Below are 20,678 nucleotides of genomic sequence, written 5' to 3'. Positions count from 1 at the left end.
TGATAATGTCACATATACCCAATGAAGCTGAAAAAATAGTTGTTGACGGTGCTACCGTTGATTTTTATAAATTGCAAAAAGATGGAGAAAGTACCTATTATTTTGATACATCAAAAGAGGGGCCGCCACACCCAATGGTAAATGCAATGGCAGGCTTGGCTCTTATAAAAGGAACTAATGACACTTTGGTGATGATAAACCATAAAGCACCGGGAGGACTTTTTGCAAAACTTGAAGATGATGTGAAGTATGATATACAAGAGCTGGATGACGGTTTGGTAAAAGTTGTTTTTTCATATAACAAAGATGCTGCAAGTGAATCTGATTTGACACAGACAAGTTGCGGCGGTTGAGTTGAGTAATGGTAAAAATATCGCAGGACTTTGCACCGCCGTTTAAACTGATAGCTCCTTTTTTCCTGATAGGGAGCCTGTTTTATTTTTTTGCATCAGTCTATCTTTTTTCATTTGATGCTGCAAATCTCTCTTTTGTCAACCCGGATATGATGGCATTTGTGCATCTGTTTTTATTGGGTTTTGTCATGATGGTGATTTTTGGTGCAATGGCACAACTGGTTCCGGTTGTTCTTGAAGTCGGACACTTTGGTGTAGAACTTTTTTATGCAATTTGGCCGTTGCTGCTCACGGGTACACTGCTCATGGTGTTCGGATTTTTGTATTTTCCCGCGCTGTTGCCTTACGGCGGTGTGACTGTATTGATATCTATGCTGATATTTGTAGGCGAAATTTTTTTAACAATATTTAAAGTCAAAAAATTAACTTTGGTGATGAGCAGTCTGCTTATTTCAAACACTTTTTTGTTTTTCGGAATAATTTTTGGGCTTTTAATGGCACTCTCTTATGCCGGAACAGTTTCTTTGGATATTGCATCCTTGCTGAAGGCCCATGTCTATGCGGTTTTAGGCGGTTACATTGCGATAACCGTTATGGGACTCTCTATTGTACTTGTTCCTATGTTTACGCTCTCACACAGCTTTTCTTTGAAACCGTTAAAGATTTCTTTGATTATGATGAGTATGGCTGTTGTGAGTGTTGTCATATCTTCATTTTTTAAGATAGATATACTGGCCTATACCGGCTATGCTTTGGCAGCTGTTTCGATGATCGTCTATTTCTATCTTATCTATATAATTTACAGTACAAGACCAAGAAAAGAGAACGATATCTATGCGGTCTCTTTGATGTTCTCTTATATTTCCATGTTGGTTTCCATTGTGATTGTCGTGTTTTATTTTCTGACACAAAAAGAGGAATTTTTACTGGCCTCTATGTGGCTGTTCTTTTTTGGATTTTTTGCTTTTCTGATTACAGGGCATATTTACAAAATAATTCCGTTTTTGGTCTGGTTTGAAAAGTTTTCACCATTGGTAGGGAAACAGAAGGTTCCGATGCTGGCAGATATGGTACCGTACAAAAGTTCGCAGGCTCAGTTTGTATTTTGTGCAGTCGGTGTTGTTTTGATTACCATCGCAATACTTACAAAAGGTGATGCATTGCTGCATGCCGGTGCTTCTTTTCTTTTTATAGGAACATTGGCATTTATCAGAAATGTATTTTATATGATAAATTTTAAAGCATAAAATTTTAGAAGAGGAGAATTACATGTATACAAAAGATGAATTATTTCAGGCAATTTCAACGGTTATAGATCCGGAAGTAGGTTTTAATCTTGTGGAAATGGGTCTTATCTATGATGCCAGTTGTGATGAAGAGGGGAATGCTAAAGTAGTCATGACGCTTTCAACAAAGGCCTGTCCTATGCATCAGATGATTTTGCAATGGGTAAAAGAAGCAGTAGAAAAACTGCCAAATGTAAAAAGTGCTGATGTAGAAGTTGTCTGGGAACCGCAGTGGAATATTTCCATGGCTGATGAAAATGTCAAAAAAGCACTGGGTGCTGCCTGATTGTATGAGCCTACTCTTGAGGCTCATGTTTTAAATAACTGTTTTTTATCAGTATCATTTCATATACCGAAACTTTTGGCATCGCTTCGTCTATAAGTCGGTCTGTATCTTTATATTTACCCTGCATTCTTTTTATATCATCATAGGCTTTCGGCTTGACTTCACTTGTTGCAACAGAAATAACAGCAGCCCATATAAGAATAATGGCAATCCATACTATTTTTTTAGCACCGGCATACACGCCTAAAAAATGAAAGATAATTGTCAGAACAATTCCAATACTCAACAAAAATGTCAAACTCATAAATGTATCCTTTCTCCTTCTGGGGTAATTGTAATATTTGCATCTTTAAACATCTGATCTCCAAAATCTTTGACACCCAGGGTTCCCAGCAGCATTAAAATGACAACTAAAAACAAAAAAATGACAGCCATACCATATCTTTTGAATCTACTTATCATTTTCAGTCTCATCTTTTGGGGCAATAGGTGAATAGTCTACGCATCTTGCCGTATGAAAATCTCTGATAAAATCAGGATTTTTGAAGTAATCACCATCAAGTCTCCATCCAAGCTTTTTTGAAATCAAAACAGATTGTGAAATGGTTCTTCTCATTTTGTTTTCACAGATAACAGTCTTGCCTTCATTAAAGATTTCTTTGACACCCTGCATTCTTTTGGTAGTTACAAAATAATGAATACCTATCATAATGGCAAATATGGCAAATATACCAAACATTCCTTTTTTAAAGGCACCTTTTGGCATAAAATCCCTTGTTGTGACAAAGGCGGTAATGGCCAAAAAAAATATTCCTATTACAATATATGCAATTTCCAGTTCAAAAAATCTTTCCATTATATTTCTCCTTTATGCAACTGTAGCATGTTTTTTTTCCCATTCGGCAAATTTGGGTGTGAAATACTCAATTCTTACCTTTTTAAACTCTTTTGATGAGTACAGAGGCATGTAGTCTTTTGATTCTATCTCCTGTGCCATCTCCGCAATCATGGCATTTGTCTCTTGGGTCGTTTTTCCGTGGACCATTGTAAAGAGATTATAGGGCCAGTTTTTGTATTTTGGACGCAGGTAGCAGTGACTTACGGCAGAAAAAGCCGCTGCCTTTGCACCTATGGCATCGCCGAGTGTTTCATCAATATCCCAGACAACCATGGCATTTGCATTAAAACCTGCTTTTCTGTGGTTTAAAATGGAAGCAAACCGTCTCATGACACCGGCTTTCTGCAACTCCTGCAGGGTATTGAAAAAGGTTTCGTAGTCTATATCAAGATCATTGATGATATCAGCAAACGGTTCGCTGACAAAGTCAATGTCATACTGTACTCTCTGAATAATTTTATGGTGTAAAGGTGTCAGTTCTATATCTTTATGGACAACTTTTTTTACCTCTTCTTTTTTTTCGTCTTTTCCTGTCGTATTGAGTTTGACATTGATCTTAAAAAGCTTCAGGGTAGGCAGAACAATATAATCATCTGCCTCTGCAAGGCTGGCAAGCGTTTGTATTGTTTTTTCTAAACCCAAAACAGAATCAGGTGCAACTGCCATGGTAAACCAGATGTTAAAATCATGGTTTCTTTCGTAGTTATGCGAAACACCGGGATGGGCATTGATAATCTTTACGGCACTGTTGATTTTTTCTTCGGGAATTTTAAACGCAACCAGAGATGATTTGTACCCCAGGCGTTTTGTGTCAAATATGGCGGAAGTCTGACGTATGATATTTGCTTTTTTTTCTGCTTGCAATATCTCTAAAACTTCATCTTCCCGCATACCCAACTCATCAGCAATCACCTCAAAAGGTTTTTGTACCAACGGAAACTTTTTCTGTATTCTTGAAAGTATCTCTTGTTTCATCTGTATTACTTTATATTAATTTTTAGCATAATGATTGTATCTATCTTTATCTAAATTTAAATTGATATTTGTCAAGAACTTTATGTCTGTATATGTTATGATTAGATTACAAAAACTTAAGTAAGGGTATTTGGAATGGCTTATTTTCCGGCATTTTTAAAATTAGACGGTAAAAAAATTCTTATAGTAGGTGGCGGAAATGTTGCGTATGAAAAGTTGGAACATCTTCTTGATTTTACAAAAGACATACATATCATTGCAAATGAATTTTCACAAGAGATGCTGCAACGTATACAGGAAGAAAATCTTGTGTATGAAAAGCGTAAGTACAGAAAAGGTGATATACGGGAGTTTGCTGTTGTAGTGGTTGCTGTGGACAGTATTGCACTGCAGGCGGAGATATTTGAGGAGTCCAAGCAGTACAATTGTTTGTGTAATGCTGTGGACTCCGTGGCCTATTGTGATTTTATTTTTCCTTCGTATGTAAAAAAAGAGGATCTGATTATTGCAATATCAACTTCAGGTACTTCTCCTGCAATGGCAAAACATTTAAGAAAGTATCTGCAAAAGATGATTCCAGGTGGAATTTCGGAGTTTTTGCAGGAGATGAAAAAACTGCGTAAAAGTTTGCCCAAAGGAAAAGAGAGAATGAAAATGCTTGATGAAAAAGCAAAAAAATATATAGAAAATTGGAGTCAGTAATGAATGCTAAAAAAGGATTGTTTTTAGGGATGTTGTTTGCATTTTTTGCACTTGGGTTTATAGCGATACAAAAAGCTACCCCGGATACAAAGCCGCACAGAATTTACAAAGAGATTAAAGTCTACAGTCCGTATAAGTTTGAAAAAACAATCGGGGGTCTTGCCATTGTAGATACAAGAACAGGGACCAAAGAGAAACCGGATGCGGCAGATTCATTGTACCGTATGGATGAACTGGACCAGAAGTGGGGAAAAAAACATTTGAAAGTTATCGGAAATGATGTTGTCGTCCTTGGTGATGCAAATCAAACAGTGAGAAAAATCTATATAGAGACAAAAGAAGAAAGAGACTGGCTGAAAAAGTTTTTTGGTATCTAATCTTATATTCGTTTTATAAAGGGAGTGCATTATGCTACGTTTGACTTTCCTGGCAATTTTTATTATTGTTGTATGGATAGAACTGCTCCCTTATATAATCCCAAACAAACCAAAAGAAATTTACAGTGATGAGAAACTTCGGGAAATTGCCTTAAGCAGAGGCATGTCTCCTATACCAAAACCAAAAGAGTATAGCGGCTTTTTAAAACTGCTTGATTCCAAAGAGAACCCGATAACAAAAGAGAAAGTTGCCTTGGGCAAAAGTTTGTATTTTGACAAAATACTTTCTCAGGACACATCAGTCAGTTGTGCTTCTTGTCATATGTTGGGTGAAAATCCGCACAATAAAAAGCAGTTTTTAGATGACCTGACTCATCCGCAGGCCAAAACTGACTGTATGGTATGCCATATAAAAGATCAAAGCGGCAGTGACAGACTTGCAACTGCTATTGGTACAGAAGGAAAAACCTCTCCCAATCATTTAAATACCCCTACAATCCTAAATTCTGCTTTGGCAAAATACAGAATGTGGGACGGGTCTGCAACAACTTCAAAATCTGCTATTGCTCCGATGATACATGGCAAATATACAATGAATTTATCAACGCAAGAGGTCGAAGAAAGAGTCAAAAAAAACAATGCATATAAACAAAAGTTTGACAAAGTTTTTGAAGACGGAGTGACTTTTGAAAATGTGTGTAAGGCTTTGGATGTATATCAGAAAACGCTGCTTACCCGAAGTGCCTATGACAGATTTTTAGAGGGTGATGACTCTGCTATGAGTGAGGAGGCAAAAAGAGGTTTCAGAAATTTCATTCAGCTTGGATGTAAGGGATGCCATACCGGTATAACGGTCGGAGGACAGACAATTCAAAAGTTTCCGACACGCAATTATAATCATATCATAGATGTAACGGGAATTTTCAGCACAGAGTTTATCGGTCGTGATGTAGCTGCTTTTGATTTCAATATCAAACCCTACAGCAGATATCCATTTGAAAATAAAGGCGGCTTTTTGGGAAAAAATAATGAACAGCTTTTTCGGGTACCTGTTTTAAGAAATGTAACGAAAACATCTCCCTATTTTCATAACGGAGCCGTATTTGATTTACGGGAAGCTGTCCGTATTATGGGGAAATACCAGTTAAGTATGGAGTTGACAGAGATACAGATAGATGAAATCGTAGCATTTTTAAAGTCACTTGAAGGTGATGTTGTCGAGTATAAGGAACTGCAATGAAAATTTTATATATAAACCTTGATATTCTCTTTATGTTTGTCAGTGGAATTTTGCTGATGAACTATTTTTCGCTGCAATGGTCCTATTTTCGAGTGATAGAATTTCTTCACATTTTTGGTTCTGTAGTCCTTACACTGTTTTTTGTTCTTCCTTTTTTATATAAGCATATTTATGAGAGTATGATAATTATGAAACACAAAAGCAAAAGCGGATTGGCATTTGCTTTTGTGTTTGTGTTTTTGCTCATCAGCGGAACGTACCTGTTCTTGATAGGCAACAGAGGCGGTGATATCTATGGTATTATCTCATACTATATACATCTTTATGGCTCTTTTGTCTTGCTGTTCTTTTTTGCACTGCATCTGAGAAAGTTTTTTGCAGTAAAAAAAATGACAGCTGTTCTTCCTCTCTTGCTGATATTCTTCCCAAACTATGCCTATTCAAGTTCAGAGAAACTGACAAATATCATCTTTACAGACGGTGCAAAACATCACCACAGCATAGACTGGACAAACTCCGTTACATGTAAGGCCTGCCATCCGGCTGTCTTTCAACAATGGGCGGATTCAAACCACAGGCATCTTGCCGATTCCAATCCATACTATATGGTGCTTGAAAATTTAGCCGAAATGGACAGAGGCAAAGAGTTCAGACAATGGTGTATGGGTTGCCACAATCCGAGTGCCGTGAGTATGCATCAGGAAAGAACTACACATTTTATGCAAGACAATATTATGCCGGAACCGCTTTTTACCAAGGGATCAAAAAATCTGATAAATGAATTTGAAAAACATCCAAACAGACTTGAACAGGGTGTCTCCTGTATTGCATGCCACCGTATAACAGATGCAAAGCCGACGGGAAACAGTTCCTACAGTCTCAATCTTACAAAAAGAAAAAAATATCTGTATGAAGATGCGCATGCAGATATGAAAGTCTGGATCAGTCAGAAGCTTATCAATGCAAAGCCAAAGGTTCATAAACAGGAGTATATGAAACCTTTATACAAAAAAAGCGAGTATTGTGCTTCTTGTCATAATGAGTTTCTGCCGCATAGCGGGAAAAAAGTTGTCTCAACGTACGAACAGTGGAAAAAATCACCCTACAACAATCCGAAGAAGCCAAAGGAGCACAAAGAGTGTATCGACTGTCATATGACCTATTTGAAAAACGGAAAATTCTCTCCGCTTGAAGGCAGGTCAACTCTCGGGGGAAAACATAAAAAGGATATCAAAGTACACTATTTTGCAGGCGGAAACCATTTTCTTGCCGGCTTGAAAAACAAAGAGAATGAGTCACAGTCCATACAGCTTTTAAAAACATCGGCAAAACTGGATGTGAAACTTGACAAAGGGGTTTTGTCTGTAGGTGTAAAAAATGTGGGGGCTGGACACAAACTCCCGACAGGCGCGGCAGATTTTCGGGAACTCTGGCTTGATATAACAGTAAAAGACAAAAGCGGAAAAATTGTTTTTAGCAGCGGAAAACTGAATAAAGAGGGAGAGATTCAAAAAGGTTCTGTCATTTTCAACAAAGTATTTGGAGACAAAGAGGGCAAACCGGTAGGATTGTTTTTTTGGCGATATGAAAAACTGCTCAAAGATACAAGAATCCCTGCAGGCAAACGGGTTGTAGAAAAATTTTCATTGCAAAAAGAGCTGCAGTATCCTTTACATGTAAACATAAAGCTTAACTTTAGAATTTATCCGCAATGGGTGACAAATATTGTCAAAGCGGCATACCCGCAACTTCCGGATCCGCCGGTAATTACAATAGCAGATCTGGAAAAAGATTTTGATTAGACTTCTTGTATTGCTTTGTTTCTTTTTCATGGAGGGAGAATCATTTATACTTGAAAACTCTTACAGCAATGCCCATCAAAAAGCTGTTCAGGAAAATAAAATACTGATGGTCTATCTGACAAAAAAACACTCTGCTGCTTGCAATAAAGAGCTTTTTAAAATTATCAACAGCAAAAAAGTTTCATCGCTTATTGAAAAATATGCAGTTTTTGTTATAGTCTATCAAAAACAAAAAGAGAGTTTTCCTATAGAAATGCTCTATACTGTGCAATATCCAACGCTCTTTTTTCTTGACGAAAATGAGCTCTTTCGCTGCAAGGCATTGCGAGGACATATGAAACCCAGTGATATAGCCAGGTGTTTAAAGCAAAAGTAGATGTTTACTCCTTGATGTTTTTATTGCAAAGCTTCAAAAGCATCATCAATTGTTTTGTATTGTTGGGCTATAAAAAGATAGACTGCGGCATTGAGTTTTGCCAGTTTTAAATATTCATCTGAAGGGTTGTTAAGTTGTTCGAGTGAGTCTGCAAGAGTGATCTGGTCCCAGGATTTTTTATAATGTATGCCGTAGTATTGCGGGTCTATAATGATCTCTTTGACTTCATCTGTTTCAATCATCCAAAGGCGTCCTTTGCTGAAAAGTTCCGGTGTTCCTTCATTCCCCTGAATTAAGGCAAAACGTTCATATCTGTCTGCAAAAATTTCAACATATTTCTTGACATAAGGTTTGTGAAAGACGCCTGTAATGGCATATTTGCTGTTTGCAGCTTTTGGAAGTTTCTCTATTGTATTGAACCCGCTTCTGAGTCCCAGTTTGTTTCTGATATCTGTCAGCTTATGGAGTTTGTTGCAATACTCTTTTCTGTCAAAATATTTAATATTTGGATGAAGATCTATCTCCTGGCATATATTTTTAGTGGTGATACCATCTTTTGCCGGCTGTTTTTCATCCCCCATAATGACAAGTTTCAATGCTGTCTTTTCTAACATTTGCGCAACCAGAGGAAATATATACGGATTTTTTGCTTTACCGTCAAAAGGGTATCCCAATTCTATTGAATCCGGAATATTCTCTTTGCGGGTATATTCGTCACATGCGCTTAAAGCTCCTCGGAACTCCTCTGTCGTTTCAGGCTTGAGTCTCCATCCAAGCAGGAATGCGGCAATTTGTTCGCTTGGAACACTCTGGTTCAAAATCTGCTCCATCATATCTTTGCTTTCTTCAAAGCTTAAATCTCTGTTGCCTTTTGGACCGGTGCCTACCGCATGTATATATTTAAAAAAATCCATTCAATACCTTTTGTTTTTTTCTTGCATCAAGTGTATCAAAAGTATATAAATATAACTACTCTTCTGTCGCTTCAACCTCTTTTTTTATAGCTTCTTGCAAATCAGCGTCTTTTGGCGAAATATTAAAATAATTTTTTGCAAAAGTAATGGTAACTGCTTTCATTTTACCATTTTCTTCTTTTTCTCCGATAAGCATATTTTCTTTAAACTCAGTGATTCTCCAACCATTTTTTTCACCGGCTTCGCGAATGAGAGTATGGACTTTTTTGAGTGGAATCTCATGTTTGAAGTGTATGAAACCAGCTGTTTTTACATCTTCGGATGATATTTTTGCTGTTGAGCAGGCATTGAAAAGCAGAGTGCTTAAAAGTATCGAAATCGTCGAAATTATGATTTTTTTCATAGTAACCCCTTTGTTATATGATATAATAATAATTATAAAGAAAAATTTAATTTCGAGGAATTTTGATGACACTTCACGATGTTATGATTATTTTGGTGCTGACTTTCCCAATGTTTATTTTTACAATCTATCCGGCAATCCGACTCAGTGATTATCTGGAGGCACATCACGGGATACAAGAGTCTCAAAAACGCTCTGTAATGTTAGCGGTAACATTTTTGGGTGCCCTGTTTCTCTCCTCTTTATTGTATTATATATGACAAAAGGAATTGTATGAAAAAATTACTTTCTATACTGTTGCTGAGTGCATTGTTATACGGGTCAGATGCTGCTTTTGAAGCCTTTCATGCCGGAAATTATAAAAAAGCATTTTCATTGTTAGACACAGAAGCGAAGCAGGGGAGTATCAATGCAACCTATAATTTGTCGCTGATGTATTACAACGGGTATGGAGTAGAACAAAATATCTCTAAAGCAGCCGAACTGTTAGAACGTGCGGCAAAAGCGGGGCATAAAAAAGCGCTGCAAAATGTAGGCCGTATTTATATGCAGACAATGAATTTTGACAAAGCCGCAGAGTGGCTGAAAAAAAATGTAAAAGAGGGTGATACCAAAGCCTGTTATCTGTTAAGTGAAATCTATGTTACACAAAACAAATTCAAAGAGGCAAAGAAATGGGCCCAAAAGGCTATAGACGCAGGAAATCCCGAAGCTGCACTCTTGTATAAAGAGTATAAGTTACAAAACTATTAGTGATGAAACCAGTCAAGCTGTTTTCTGAGTGTAACAACTTTTCCGACTATAATGAGTGCGGGAGTTGGTACACCTTCTGCTTTTTGCACAATATCACCGAGTGTTCCGACAACAACACTCTGGTCTTTTGTCGTACCGCGTGAAATGACAGCGCAGGGATAATCTTCAGGCTTGCCTACTTCTATCAGTTTTGATGAAATTTTAGAAAGATTATGCAGTCCCATTAAAAATACGATGGTGTCATCTGTTTTGAAATTTTCCCAGGCAATCTGGGACTCTTTTTTGTTTGGGGATTCATGCCCTGTAACTACTCGAAAACTCACGGCAATGCCACGGTGAGTGACCGGAATGCCGGCATAGGCAGGAACGCTGACTGCAGAGGTGATGCCGGGAATAATTTCGAATTTTACACCTCTTTCATGCAAATATGCTCCCTCTTCTCCGCCGCGTCCAAAGACAAAAGGATCTCCGCCTTTTAAGCGGACAACTACATTGTGCTTGAGCGAGTTTTGGTAAATAACTTCATTTATCTCTTCTTGAGGAAGTGTATGCCTGCCGTCTTCTTTGCCGACATAGACAAATTCACATCCGTCTTTTGTCATTTCTAATATTTCCGGATTTGCCAAACGGTCATATATGATGACATCGGCCTCACCGATAACTCTGTGTGCTTTCATTGTTAACAGCTCAATATCTCCGGGTCCGGCACCGGTTAAATAAACTCTACTCATTGTTTTTTTCCTCATAAATAAAAATACCTGAAGGCTTCTTGATGGTAAAAATTTCGCGTTTTAACCACCATCCTTTTGTATTTATTACAGCGATTTTGTTAGCATCATTGACAGAAACATACAGATAAGGTTTTTCCCGGGACCATCTTACATGTAACACCTTGCCGTCAAACTGAAATCTTTTAATGACTTTGAGTGTTTTTGTATCTATGATTTGAATGATCGGAAACTTTTTACCGCTGAATGTCACAGCCAAATATTTTTTATCCGGTGAAAGGGCAGTAAAAACAGGCATTCCTTCAGTTTTAATAGCTGTAATAAATTTAAATTTTGGAGTAAAGACAAAAACTTTGTTGTCTCCCACCGCAGGAATGAAGATTTTAGAATGGCTCACTGACCAGAAACCGAAATGCGGTACTTTTAAAACCGGTTCTCTTTCTCCCAACTGTAATGGAATTTTTTTAAATTTCATAGTATCCAAGTTGAGTTCGCCTATCCAGGGACTGTTGAAAAAGCCGTTGACATATTTATTGCCATCAAGTAAAGCGTCAAAAGGCATAATTCCCACATCTTTAAACTCTTTGTAGAGAACAAAATGCGGTTTGCCTTTGCCTTTGTTTGTGTCTTTGTAGACGGCAATCGTGTCTTTGTCCATCTCTGAAAAAACAAGATAGTTTTTATAGATTTTTATACCAACATTGCGTGAACCGGTTTTGAGCTTTTGTATGGGCTGCAGATTACGGGATAAAATATCTACACTTTTGTCATCATAGTTGGCAACGGCGACATAGTTTTTGTTAATGACAAACCCTATGGCACTTTTGCTTGTTTTATATTCGGAAAGTTTTTTTTCGCTGACAGGATTAAATCTTATAATATAGCCGTCGCGGGAGATAAGATAGCCGTCCTTGCCATAAAACTTCATAACACCATGATTCATATTGTGCATATGCTCCATATGGTTTCTTGGGAGCCCGTCTTCTATGACTGCTACCGAATTACTCTCTCTCTCAACAACAAAGACTTTTTCATGTGCACTTGCATTTACATGTAAAGACAAGGCTGTTAATACAACTGCTAAAATTTTTCTTATTTTCATTATACTGTCTCTCTTTCTTCTTGGGTTAAATAACAGGATGGATCTTCACTCCACAGGTCACCTGTTATTGCATACGCACGTGCGCGACTGCCGCCGTTACATATATCTATCTGCTTACATGTACTGCAAATACCGCTGATTTGTTTTCTTGGATGAATTCTCAGCTCATCCAATAATGCTCCGTTTTGCCAGATATCACCAAAGTCCTGATGAATAATGTTGCCTACTATAAGCGGGAAGAACGGGTCAGGACGCACATCGCCTTCGCTGTTTATGTTGAGGAGTTTTCGACCTGCGGAGTTGCCGCCCCATTTTACAAGTCTTTGTCTCATTTTATCTTTAAGTTCCGGATACTTTTGTGCAAACTTATTGAGAAATGCAACCGCATCCATCTCCATATTTCCGGTCACTATTTCTATGTCACGTCCGGTTTCATAATACTCAAATGCTTTGTTAAGTATAAAATCAACCGCTTTTTTTCTCTGCTCTTTTGTCAAATCCATTTTCAAGTTATCGAGTCCCCGACCGGAGTAAACTAAATGGGAAATATATATTTTTGGAATATTGTGTTTTTCGACCAAATCAAAAATATATTCCAAAGAATTGATGGTGTCTTTTGTCATAGTAAATCGAATACCGACTTTTGCGCCTGTTTCATTGGCAAGCAAAACAGATTTTAATGTTTCTTTAAAAGCCCCTTTGAGCCCTCTGAAGTAATCATGTGTGGCTTCATCGCCGTCTATACTCACACCGACATAGTTAAAGGTATCGGTAATTCTTTTTATATTGCCCTTTGTAAAATAGAGCCCGTTGCTTGAGAGGTAGGTAATGATACCGTTTTCTTTGCAAAAATCGGCGATTTCAAAGAGGTCCTTTCTTGTTAAGGGCTCACCGCCTGAAAAGATGATAAATTTTACACCATTGGCTTTCATCTCCAGGATGGTTTTTTTAATCTGCCCAGTTGTGAGGGTATCTACTTCATCCAAGGTTGATTTTGAGTAACAGTGCAGACAGGAGAGATTACAGCGGTTGGTAAAGTTCCAAATGGCGATACTGCCGTCTAAAATCCTCTCTTTTTTTTCTTCGACAACGGAGGCGATAAGATTTGACAATCGAAACATTATTTTTTACCTTTATAAGAGAGAATATAGTCACTGATGGCATCGAGCTCTTGTGCATTGAGATGAAGCTGTGTCATAACAGTTCTTTTGTAGCCAAAAGCTTTGTACATTGATTTTGGAGAAGCGATATAGGCTTCTATTTCAGATTTTGTTCTTTTTGCGGCAATTTGGGAAAACGGAGGACCAAAGGCCATTGCTGTTTGATGATGGCATCCCCAACAGTAAGTTTGAAAGACTTTTTTACCATCTGGCTTTTGTGCAAAAGCCACAGAGCAAAAAAGTAAAAAAAGAATAATCAGTTTTTTCACTCCATCTCCCTTTTTTAAGAACTGTATATTGCTTATATTGTAGCGAAAATTTACTTGAAATTTTGCTTATAAATCCCAAAAAACAGGGAAAAATTAAATAAAAAGCTTAGATATATAATTATAAAAAAATATTATGAAAAAAAAGATGATTTATATCAAGTAATGAGAGGATTTCTCCCAAAAAAGGGAGAAATATAAAAGTAGAGTCTACGCGCCAGGAATAGACTGTCTGTGTTCGATAGAATATGTAAACGTCGGTGTTGTCAAACCTTCTATATATTTAACAAATTTACCGGTTTTCGCTTCATAAATACCGATACGACCGGCATTCCACTCTGAAACCATTGTCCAATGACCATGATTAGCAGGTTCAGCATGTAAAATACGAGGAATAATTACTTTGCCTTTTTTATCTTTAACAGTAGGGACTTTCCAACTGTAAAGTGTTTTATGCGTTACAGGATCTGTAATAGTTCCTTTTTTTGTACCGACTGTCAAAATTCTATCAGTCTCTAATGTTTGTTTGTTGATAAGGTAGATTTTATTCCAGTTATCTGGACCGCCGAGTACACAATCAGACCAGATAAACGGTGTATGCTCACTTGTACCGACAAATAGACCGCCGCCTGCAGTTCTTACATGTGCAACAACATCCCAGTTGCTGTCCCAAATAACTACATCACCGACATTCATACTGTTTGTCGCATAGAGTTGACCGTATCTGTCATTATACCATGATGAACCTTGACCTGGATGCGGCTTGCTTCCCGGACCTGTGTATACTTTGGCAACCAAAGATTTTGTTTTAAAGTCAACTACACCCATTACATCACTTCCTTGAGAAGCTTGCATTAGGTAACGGCCTATTTCTTTTCCTTCATTTTCAAAACCGTCATGCAGGATTTTACCGATATTTGGAATATCTCCGACAATTGGGAAGTTTGGTTTAGAATAATCTATAATATAGACATGCCCTGCATCTTTGAGTGCAAATGCAATATATGGACCGTATGGAGTATCATAGATACCTGCTACACGAGATGAACCGATATCTCCGTCCATATTAATTACAGATGAAGTTGGGTAAACTTTTAACGGCTCAAGTGTCATTGCATCCATTAAAATTGCACCGCCCGGAACATAGTTTCCTGCCATGAGGTATTTTCCATCAGGTGAAACTGCTAAACCACGAGAATCGGAACCGACTTGTACCTGTGCAATTTTTTGCTGACCTTTTGATGCAAGGTCAAACATAGTGACTAAACCCGAACGAGAGATTGAGTATGCATAACGAGGCTGACGTTTGTTTGTTACTGTTACGTGAACAGCGAAACCTGCAGGGTGACGTGAAAGTATTTTACCACTTGTGCCATCGATAAAAGTAACTCTTTCTGCATCACGTTCTGTAACAAAACAAATATCCGTAACATGTTTTACATCCACTGCATGCGGATATTTTTTTAATAGCTTTGCTCTATCATTAAGTTTTTTCCAGCCTTGTTTTACCGCATCGAGCGTAAGGACTTCTATTTTTTTACCTTTGAAATGCTGAAGATAATCCACCATTTTTTGTGCATCTGCTTGATTCATTTTATTTGCAAATGCAGGCATTGCAGTTCCGGGGCGACCATTTAAAATAACTTCAGCCAGATTGTATGCATTTTTCTTTTCTAATTTTGCAGGACGTAAATCTGCTCCGACGCCCCCTTCATGATTTGGACCGTGACAACCCTGACACTCTTTTTCGAACATTTTCTCAACATCCATATGCGAAGTACCCGCAAACAGACCTGAACTGACAACTGCAAACGCTGCAGCTGATATAACTAATTTACCTAATCTCATTTTATTTCTCCTTCTAAAATATGATTAGATATTGACTCAATAAAGAGTCAATACCGACTAGTTTTCATTTTCCAAACGTTTCTTCTCCTGAAAATAGATCCAAATCATTGGAAGTATTATTATAGTGTGCAGAAAAATTGTTAAGGTCAAAGGACCTTGGTTAAGCCAACCGAAAAAACTCGGGTTGACATCTGTAAATGGTTCAAACATTGTATCTCCTTATCTTTCGTGTACTGGATTTTTACCAGTTGTAAGTAAATCTTTTGCCAAGAATATGAAACCTGTGAATGTAACAACACCCATAATGAGTCTCCAATCCATTGCTTGAGAAAACCACATTCCGCTTTGACCGTCAAAATATCCTGCCCAGGTAGCACCCATTTGTGCACGAGAAACAAGAACCTGTACATATCCTGCAATCGTAAGTGCTACGGTCATGCCGACTACCCCACTAACTATCAGGCTAACAGCCCATAGAGATGCTTTGGTATGTTTCATAACTTTTATACCGTTTGTACCCTGTACCGCAATATACATCATACCGACAAGGATAGTCGCATAGGCTCCAAAGAAGGCCAGGTGACCGTGTGCCGAAGTAAACTGCGTACCGTGAGTATATAGGTTTACCTGTGGCAGTGTATGGAAGAATCCCCAAATACCGGCACCAAGGAAGTTACCAAAGGCATTAAGGACAAACCATGTGAATGCCGGACGATTGGTAATAACAGATTTTACATGATCTTCATCTGTATGTTCATTTGCCATTTCTGCACCTTGCGTTTTACCCCAATCATAAAGTACATGAATAAACATAGCTACAAGCGGTAACGGTTCAAGTGCAGAGAATAGTGCACCAATTTCCCACCAGTATTCAGGTGTACCAATCCAGAAGTAGTGGTGCCCAAGTCCAAGAATACCTGAACCGAAAAGCATTGCAACTTCTATCCATAACCACATTTCAACAACTTTACGGTGCGCGCCAATCATAGTAATAAGACCGTAAGCCGCAATCGCGCCAACGAAAACTTCCCAGGTAGCCTCAACCCATAAGTGGATTACCCACCACCACCAGTACTGATCAACTGAAATATTGTCCGTAAAGAACATACCGGCCAAATAAAGACCTGCAAAGGCAATCATATCTGCCATAAGAACGGTGACAATTCCTGTCTGTTCCCCTTTCATTCCTGTTAAGAAAAGATTTCCGACAAATCCAAGAGCTACAACGACAATGCCCCAGTCAGCCCAACGAGGTGCTTCAATATATTCACGACCCTCTGTAATAAACCAGATTGTTGTTGCATCTGCAGGACCTACCTGAATGAACAGGTATACAAGTACAACGACAACGATTGCTGCTGCAAAAATCCAAAACAAAAGCTTTCCGATTTTGATACCGACTGTTTCAATTCCTGTCTCATCCGGCAGTAACCAGTAAACAGAACCAAACATTGCAAAGACCATCCAAACAACGAGTGCATTAATATGTATAATTCTGGCAATTGAAAAGTCCAGAACGCCATATAAAAAACCAGGCATTACATACTGAATCGCTGCCACTAACCCGAAAAGTAATTGGGCGCCAAAGAGAATAGCTGCAAATGTAAAGTACCATGTTGCCAACTGTTTTGATTCACTTCCGACACCTGTTAAATATTTACTTGCCATGAACTGCTCCTTTTATTTTTCCAAAGTTTCTTGGGAAGCCATTTGTGTCAATAGATGACATATGTTTCAAGAAAGCAACTAAACCTTTAGCCTCTTTTGCTGTGATACCTAAGTCCGGCATCATACGGGCATGTGTAGGATACTGGTCCGGATGCATAAGGAATTCAGCCATCGCCTCTTCTTTTGTGTTTTTCCCCGTTAAAGCCTGCATCGCACCATCTGGTCCCCATGCAGGGTCCAACCATGCTTTTGTTAAATCTGGTGCGTAATAAGCTCCGTTTCCTAAAAGAGTATGGCAATCCATACAGTTTTTGGCCTGTGAGCCCAACTTGCCTAAGTGAAGTAAAGCCCCGGCTTCTTCTTCAGAATAGTCATCTCTACCAAAGAACTTTTCTTTTTCCCCAATCACAGGAATTTCATGACCACGTTTTGCGCTCATTTCATACGTGATTTTGTAATTTATAACGGTAGGTCCTGGAACCCTCTTCGTCACCTTGTTTTGTAGATCCTGATCATTTCCCATTGCAATCTGAGCTGACGTATCAAACGTTAGCCAAATTAAAAGAACTGATGCAAAACCTGTAACCCACGTTGCTGTTCTTCGCCAGAAACGATTGTCACTCCATACAGATTTATTAGCCACTGTATCCTCCTATAAATTTATTGTCAAAATATATATTAACAATCAGTGTTCATTTTCTTCATGAACCTGATTTTGCATATAATAAACAGCAAATGGAAGTAAAAACAATCCAATTGCTGCGACAACTAAAGCTTTTGCAGTAAATTCCCCGACATGCATTAAACTTCCCATTAAATACAAACAATAGGCAGTCAATACCCAAAACATGTATGCAAAAAGCATACTCCACGGTTTTAGTAGTTTAACTTTTACTGCAGTATATATACCAACATAAAATCCTCCAAAAACTAACACAAGTGCTGACGATACAAATATAGTTAGAAAATCATCCAACGCAATTTCCGGTCTGATTATAGATGGATCGATCATTTTACACTCCTTAAACTCTGTTAATATTTTAGAATCATATGTATTCTAGTCTTTTCTGATACCAATAATATTGATATAAATCAATTTTATTGACTAACATAATGATTTTATCTTATTTTTATAATTAGTGTTACATTAGGTGAATGAATTTTGTTATTTATTTAAGGAATTATTTATATGTGTAGATTGGTAATAGTTTTTCTTATATGTAAGTTGCTTAGGCTTATCCCGTTACTTACATGTAAGAAAATAATTCTCAATGCTTTGGATAAGTTCTTGAACTCTTTTCTTATATAAAGTAAGATCGCTACTTTCATTTTTGGCTATTTTGTTTTTAATATCGTTTGCACAGGCAGTTAAAGCATCCGCCCCAATATTTGCAGAGACACCGATGATGTCAAGTAACAGACTGTCAGCCTGATCTGTTTTATTGTTTTTGAATAAAATTTCCAACTCCTCTGCTGAGTTGCTGTAGGCGACAAGAAACTCTTTTAAAATATCATGGTAAAAATCACTGTCATTTCCGCATACCTGCAATCCTCTGTGTGTATCTAAAGTTGGTAAATCCGAAGGATTCTCTTCAGCAGAAGAGATTCTGCTTGAGTAATGATACAAAATATCATACAAAGCACCGACCTGCAAAGGCTTTTCAAGATGTTCATCCATACCGGCTTCTTTCATTTTTCTAATGTCATCACTTGCCGTATCTCCACTCAGTGCAATGACGGGGATATGATTGTTTTGCGGATCATGTCTGATAGCTCTGGTGGCTTCAAATCCGTCAACTCTCGGCATATGCGCGTCCATGAGTATAATAAGAAAATTTTTGTCCGTTTTGAGGATGTCAAGCGCTTCCTGTCCGTCATTTGCCACTACAACTTCTATACCGCTGTCTCCAAGGACTCCAAGGATTACTTTTTGGTTGATGAGATTGTCTTCGGCCAAAAGAATTCTTTCCCCGGCAAATATTTTAAAATCTTCTTTTGTTATCTTTGCATGCCTTGGCACAGAATGTTGTATTTTTTTTTCTTGAATCTTTTTTTGTGGTGTTGCCGTACTTTGCCCACTTTGCTCTGCTTTGAGTGCTTCTTCTTTTTTAGCCGCTTTTGTATCAGTTTCTGCTTTGTTTTTTTGTTTTATTCCAAGATAAATGAGTATGAGCAGAAATATAGCTGCCAGAGCAAGTAACTCATTTTGATACTGTAAAACCATAAGAAGACCCTTTTTTTGTTCTTGGAGTAAATCATACAGTATAAAAAATTAAACCTAAATCAAATTTGCTGTATAATCACTAATAAATTTCTATTGACAGGGTGTCTTTTGCAAAATATTCCACATGTTCCGGTTTTATATAAAGAGGTTGTCGAAGCTTTTAAAGATTTACAAGAGGGTATAGTGATAGACTGTACCATGGGGTACGGCGGACACTCCTGTATGATACTTGAAGCCAATCCAAATATAAAACTCATAGCAATTGATCAGGATCAGACCGCTATAGACTTTTCAACAAAACGTCTTGAACAATACGGTAAGAGAGTAAGTATAAGAAAAGGCCGTTTTTCAAATGTGATGCAAGAAATTTTGCAAGAGGTTGATCCCGGCGAAATTAAAGGCATCCTTGCAGACATAGGGGTGTCTTCTTTGCAGCTTGACCAAAAAGAGAGGGGCTTTTCGTACGAGAGTGAGACACTTGACATGCGTATGGACAAAGAAGCACCACTGAGTGCTTTACATGTAGTGAATGAATATGCTAAAAGCGAACTTGAAAAAATACTTTTAGAATACGGAGAACTCAGAAACTATAAAAAAATTGCAGATGCTATTGTACAAAACCGTCCTTTTGTTTCTGCAAAAGAGTTAAGTGAAGCCGTCAAACCACATATGCCAAGAGGCAAGAAAATTCATCCTGCAACACTTTTGATGCAGGCAATCCGCATAGAAGTAAATGATGAACTCGGTGAACTCAGATCACTGCTCAAGAGCATAGAAGAAGCAAAACTGCCGGATGCAAAAGTAGCAATAATATCTTTTCACTCTCTTGAAGACAGGATTGTTAAAAGAGAGTTTTCCAAATGGTCCAAATCATGCATATGTCCTCCTGAGGCATTTCGCTGTACATGCGGAAACAATAATCAGTTAGGAAAGATTTTAACGAAAAAACCGATTACGGCTACAGATGAAGAACTCAAAGAAAATGTCAGGAGCCGCAGCGCAAAAATGCGTCTGTTCCAAATGGGTGAAAAATGAGCGAAAAGAACGAACTTTTAGATGAACTTGATAATCTGGTCATATCAAAACAAAAGTTAGGTCTGAACTATTTTTTATATATGTTGCTGGTGTTGACATTTATAGCCATGTTTGCATTTCCTAAAATTTACATTACAGAGCAAATTTACTTTAAAAGCAGAGATATTGCAAAACTCAAAGTAGAGTATGATACGCTCAAAGAAGAAAACAAACTCATCCGTGCTTCTGTTGAGTCGATAAAATTTAAAAATCAAATACTAGATACTCTCTTTTAAGGAACAG

At 37.8% G+C, this 20,678-nt stretch carries 28 protein-coding genes; 12 read left to right on the top strand and 16 right to left on the bottom strand.

The window, feature by feature from the left end; translation table 11 throughout:
* Positions 1-5 precede the first annotated feature (5 nt).
* Genes MNY28_RS04100 through MNY28_RS04090 form a run of 3 tightly spaced genes read left to right on the top strand, consistent with a single transcriptional unit; the run spans position 6 to position 1,925 of the window.
* The gene (locus MNY28_RS04100) at positions 6-353 is read left to right on the top strand and encodes a hypothetical protein (RefSeq protein WP_151899951.1); all 348 of its coding nucleotides are present in this window, start codon (positions 6-8) and stop codon (positions 351-353) included.
* A gap of 8 nt (positions 354-361) precedes the next feature.
* Complete coding sequence (locus tag MNY28_RS04095) at positions 362-1,600, top strand: hypothetical protein (protein WP_151899952.1); 1,239 nt, start codon at positions 362-364, stop codon at positions 1,598-1,600.
* Positions 1,601-1,622: 22 nt separating this feature from the next.
* Complete coding sequence (locus MNY28_RS04090; protein WP_151899953.1) at positions 1,623-1,925, top strand: metal-sulfur cluster assembly factor; 303 nt, start codon at positions 1,623-1,625, stop codon at positions 1,923-1,925.
* A gap of 10 nt (positions 1,926-1,935) precedes the next feature.
* Here the strand turns inward: MNY28_RS04090 and MNY28_RS04085 are convergent, their stop codons facing one another.
* Genes MNY28_RS04085 through MNY28_RS04070 form a run of 4 tightly spaced genes read right to left on the bottom strand, consistent with a single transcriptional unit; the run spans position 1,936 to position 3,798 of the window.
* Positions 1,936-2,229, bottom strand: a complete 294-nt coding sequence (locus MNY28_RS04085; protein WP_151899954.1) for a hypothetical protein — start codon at positions 2,227-2,229, stop codon at positions 1,936-1,938.
* Positions 2,226-2,387, bottom strand: coding sequence for a hypothetical protein (locus tag MNY28_RS04080; protein ID WP_346388988.1), 162 nt, complete (start codon positions 2,385-2,387; stop codon positions 2,226-2,228). Before MNY28_RS04080 ends, MNY28_RS04085 begins: the two co-directional genes overlap by 4 nt.
* Positions 2,377-2,781, bottom strand: a complete 405-nt coding sequence (locus MNY28_RS04075) for a hypothetical protein (protein WP_346388987.1) — start codon at positions 2,779-2,781, stop codon at positions 2,377-2,379. The genes MNY28_RS04080 and MNY28_RS04075 overlap by 11 nt, the downstream gene beginning before the upstream one ends.
* A 12-nt stretch (positions 2,782-2,793) precedes the next feature.
* On the bottom strand, positions 2,794-3,798 hold the full coding sequence (locus MNY28_RS04070; RefSeq protein WP_151899955.1) for an Lrp/AsnC family transcriptional regulator: 1,005 nt from the start codon (positions 3,796-3,798) through the stop codon (positions 2,794-2,796).
* Positions 3,799-3,933: 135 nt separating this feature from the next.
* Here MNY28_RS04070 and MNY28_RS04065 point away from each other — a divergent pair, with 135 nt between their 5' ends.
* Genes MNY28_RS04065 through MNY28_RS04045 form a run of 5 tightly spaced genes read left to right on the top strand, consistent with a single transcriptional unit; the run spans position 3,934 to position 8,295 of the window.
* Positions 3,934-4,500, top strand: coding sequence for a bifunctional precorrin-2 dehydrogenase/sirohydrochlorin ferrochelatase (locus tag MNY28_RS04065; protein WP_346388986.1), 567 nt, complete (start codon positions 3,934-3,936; stop codon positions 4,498-4,500).
* Positions 4,500-4,877 carry a hypothetical protein gene (locus tag MNY28_RS04060; RefSeq protein WP_151899957.1) on the top strand — a complete coding sequence of 126 codons (378 nt, stop codon included), beginning with the start codon at positions 4,500-4,502 and terminating at the stop codon, positions 4,875-4,877. Before MNY28_RS04065 ends, MNY28_RS04060 begins: the two co-directional genes overlap by 1 nt.
* A gap of 31 nt (positions 4,878-4,908) precedes the next feature.
* The gene (locus tag MNY28_RS04055) at positions 4,909-6,117 is read left to right on the top strand and encodes a cytochrome c peroxidase (protein WP_346388985.1); all 1,209 of its coding nucleotides are present in this window, start codon (positions 4,909-4,911) and stop codon (positions 6,115-6,117) included.
* Positions 6,114-7,919, top strand: coding sequence for a multiheme c-type cytochrome (locus tag MNY28_RS04050; RefSeq protein WP_346388984.1), 1,806 nt, complete (start codon positions 6,114-6,116; stop codon positions 7,917-7,919). The genes MNY28_RS04055 and MNY28_RS04050 overlap by 4 nt, the downstream gene beginning before the upstream one ends.
* Positions 7,912-8,295 (top strand): thioredoxin family protein, encoded by a 384-nt coding sequence (locus tag MNY28_RS04045; protein WP_151899960.1) that lies wholly within the window; start codon positions 7,912-7,914, stop codon positions 8,293-8,295. The genes MNY28_RS04050 and MNY28_RS04045 overlap by 8 nt, the downstream gene beginning before the upstream one ends.
* Positions 8,296-8,315: 20 nt before the next feature.
* Here the strand turns inward: MNY28_RS04045 and MNY28_RS04040 are convergent, their stop codons facing one another.
* Together MNY28_RS04040 and MNY28_RS04035 are read right to left on the bottom strand one after the other, a co-directional pair.
* The gene (locus tag MNY28_RS04040) at positions 8,316-9,209 is read right to left on the bottom strand and encodes a glycosyl transferase (protein WP_346388983.1); all 894 of its coding nucleotides are present in this window, start codon (positions 9,207-9,209) and stop codon (positions 8,316-8,318) included.
* 55 nt (positions 9,210-9,264) lie between these two features.
* Positions 9,265-9,612 carry a hypothetical protein gene (locus MNY28_RS04035; RefSeq protein WP_346388982.1) on the bottom strand — a complete coding sequence of 116 codons (348 nt, stop codon included), beginning with the start codon at positions 9,610-9,612 and terminating at the stop codon, positions 9,265-9,267.
* Between the two features lie 65 nt (positions 9,613-9,677).
* Between MNY28_RS04035 and MNY28_RS04030 the strand changes: the two genes are divergently transcribed.
* Together MNY28_RS04030 and MNY28_RS04025 are read left to right on the top strand one after the other, a co-directional pair.
* Entirely contained in the window at positions 9,678-9,872 is a 195-nt protein-coding gene (locus MNY28_RS04030; RefSeq protein WP_151899963.1) for a hypothetical protein, read from the top strand.
* Positions 9,873-9,885: 13 nt separating this feature from the next.
* The gene (locus MNY28_RS04025) at positions 9,886-10,365 is read left to right on the top strand and encodes a hypothetical protein (protein ID WP_346388981.1); all 480 of its coding nucleotides are present in this window, start codon (positions 9,886-9,888) and stop codon (positions 10,363-10,365) included.
* On the opposite strand, the gene cobA is transcribed toward MNY28_RS04025, so the two are convergent.
* The 10 genes from cobA to MNY28_RS03975 form a co-directional block, all read right to left on the bottom strand.
* Positions 10,362-11,096: a uroporphyrinogen-III C-methyltransferase gene (cobA, locus tag MNY28_RS04020; RefSeq protein WP_151899965.1), complete on the bottom strand. Its 735-nt coding sequence runs from the start codon at positions 11,094-11,096 to the stop codon at positions 10,362-10,364. The two genes, MNY28_RS04025 and cobA, sit on opposite strands and share 4 nt — an antisense overlap.
* Entirely contained in the window at positions 11,089-12,195 is a 1,107-nt protein-coding gene (locus tag MNY28_RS04015; RefSeq protein ID WP_346388980.1) for a cytochrome D1 domain-containing protein, read from the bottom strand. The genes cobA and MNY28_RS04015 overlap by 8 nt, the downstream gene beginning before the upstream one ends.
* The gene (locus tag MNY28_RS04010; RefSeq protein ID WP_151899967.1) at positions 12,195-13,316 is read right to left on the bottom strand and encodes a radical SAM protein; all 1,122 of its coding nucleotides are present in this window, start codon (positions 13,314-13,316) and stop codon (positions 12,195-12,197) included. The genes MNY28_RS04015 and MNY28_RS04010 overlap by 1 nt, the downstream gene beginning before the upstream one ends.
* Positions 13,316-13,624 carry a cytochrome c gene (locus MNY28_RS04005; RefSeq protein WP_151899968.1) on the bottom strand — a complete coding sequence of 103 codons (309 nt, stop codon included), beginning with the start codon at positions 13,622-13,624 and terminating at the stop codon, positions 13,316-13,318. Before MNY28_RS04005 ends, MNY28_RS04010 begins: the two co-directional genes overlap by 1 nt.
* Before the next feature lie 207 nt (positions 13,625-13,831).
* A complete protein-coding gene (locus MNY28_RS04000; RefSeq protein WP_346388979.1) occupies positions 13,832-15,469 on the bottom strand; it encodes a cytochrome D1 domain-containing protein in 1,638 nt (545 codons plus the stop codon).
* A 57-nt stretch (positions 15,470-15,526) separates the two neighbouring features.
* A complete protein-coding gene (locus tag MNY28_RS03995) occupies positions 15,527-15,679 on the bottom strand; it encodes a hypothetical protein (protein ID WP_188110045.1) in 153 nt (50 codons plus the stop codon).
* A gap of 9 nt (positions 15,680-15,688) precedes the next feature.
* On the bottom strand, positions 15,689-17,137 hold the full coding sequence (locus MNY28_RS03990) for a cbb3-type cytochrome c oxidase subunit I (RefSeq protein WP_346388978.1): 1,449 nt from the start codon (positions 17,135-17,137) through the stop codon (positions 15,689-15,691).
* Positions 17,127-17,780 carry a cytochrome c gene (locus tag MNY28_RS03985; protein ID WP_151899971.1) on the bottom strand — a complete coding sequence of 218 codons (654 nt, stop codon included), beginning with the start codon at positions 17,778-17,780 and terminating at the stop codon, positions 17,127-17,129. Before MNY28_RS03985 ends, MNY28_RS03990 begins: the two co-directional genes overlap by 11 nt.
* A gap of 42 nt (positions 17,781-17,822) precedes the next feature.
* Positions 17,823-18,149 carry a hypothetical protein gene (locus tag MNY28_RS03980; RefSeq protein WP_151899972.1) on the bottom strand — a complete coding sequence of 109 codons (327 nt, stop codon included), beginning with the start codon at positions 18,147-18,149 and terminating at the stop codon, positions 17,823-17,825.
* A gap of 231 nt (positions 18,150-18,380) precedes the next feature.
* Entirely contained in the window at positions 18,381-19,361 is a 981-nt protein-coding gene (locus MNY28_RS03975; RefSeq protein ID WP_346388977.1) for a response regulator, read from the bottom strand.
* 108 nt (positions 19,362-19,469) lie between these two features.
* On the opposite strand from MNY28_RS03975, the gene rsmH reads away from it, so the two are divergent.
* A complete protein-coding gene (gene rsmH / locus MNY28_RS03970; protein WP_151899974.1) occupies positions 19,470-20,396 on the top strand; it encodes a 16S rRNA (cytosine(1402)-N(4))-methyltransferase RsmH in 927 nt (308 codons plus the stop codon).
* Positions 20,393-20,671 carry a hypothetical protein gene (locus tag MNY28_RS03965; RefSeq protein WP_151899975.1) on the top strand — a complete coding sequence of 93 codons (279 nt, stop codon included), beginning with the start codon at positions 20,393-20,395 and terminating at the stop codon, positions 20,669-20,671. The genes rsmH and MNY28_RS03965 overlap by 4 nt, the downstream gene beginning before the upstream one ends.
* Positions 20,672-20,678: the final 7 nt, after the last annotated feature.

This window comes from Sulfurimonas sp. NWX367 (assembly GCF_039667065.1).
GTDB lineage: Bacteria > Campylobacterota > Campylobacteria > Campylobacterales > Sulfurimonadaceae > Sulfurimonas > Sulfurimonas hydrogeniphila.
The sequence above is the reverse complement of the archived record's forward strand: the minus strand, read 5'-3'. Positions and strand labels throughout refer to the sequence as shown.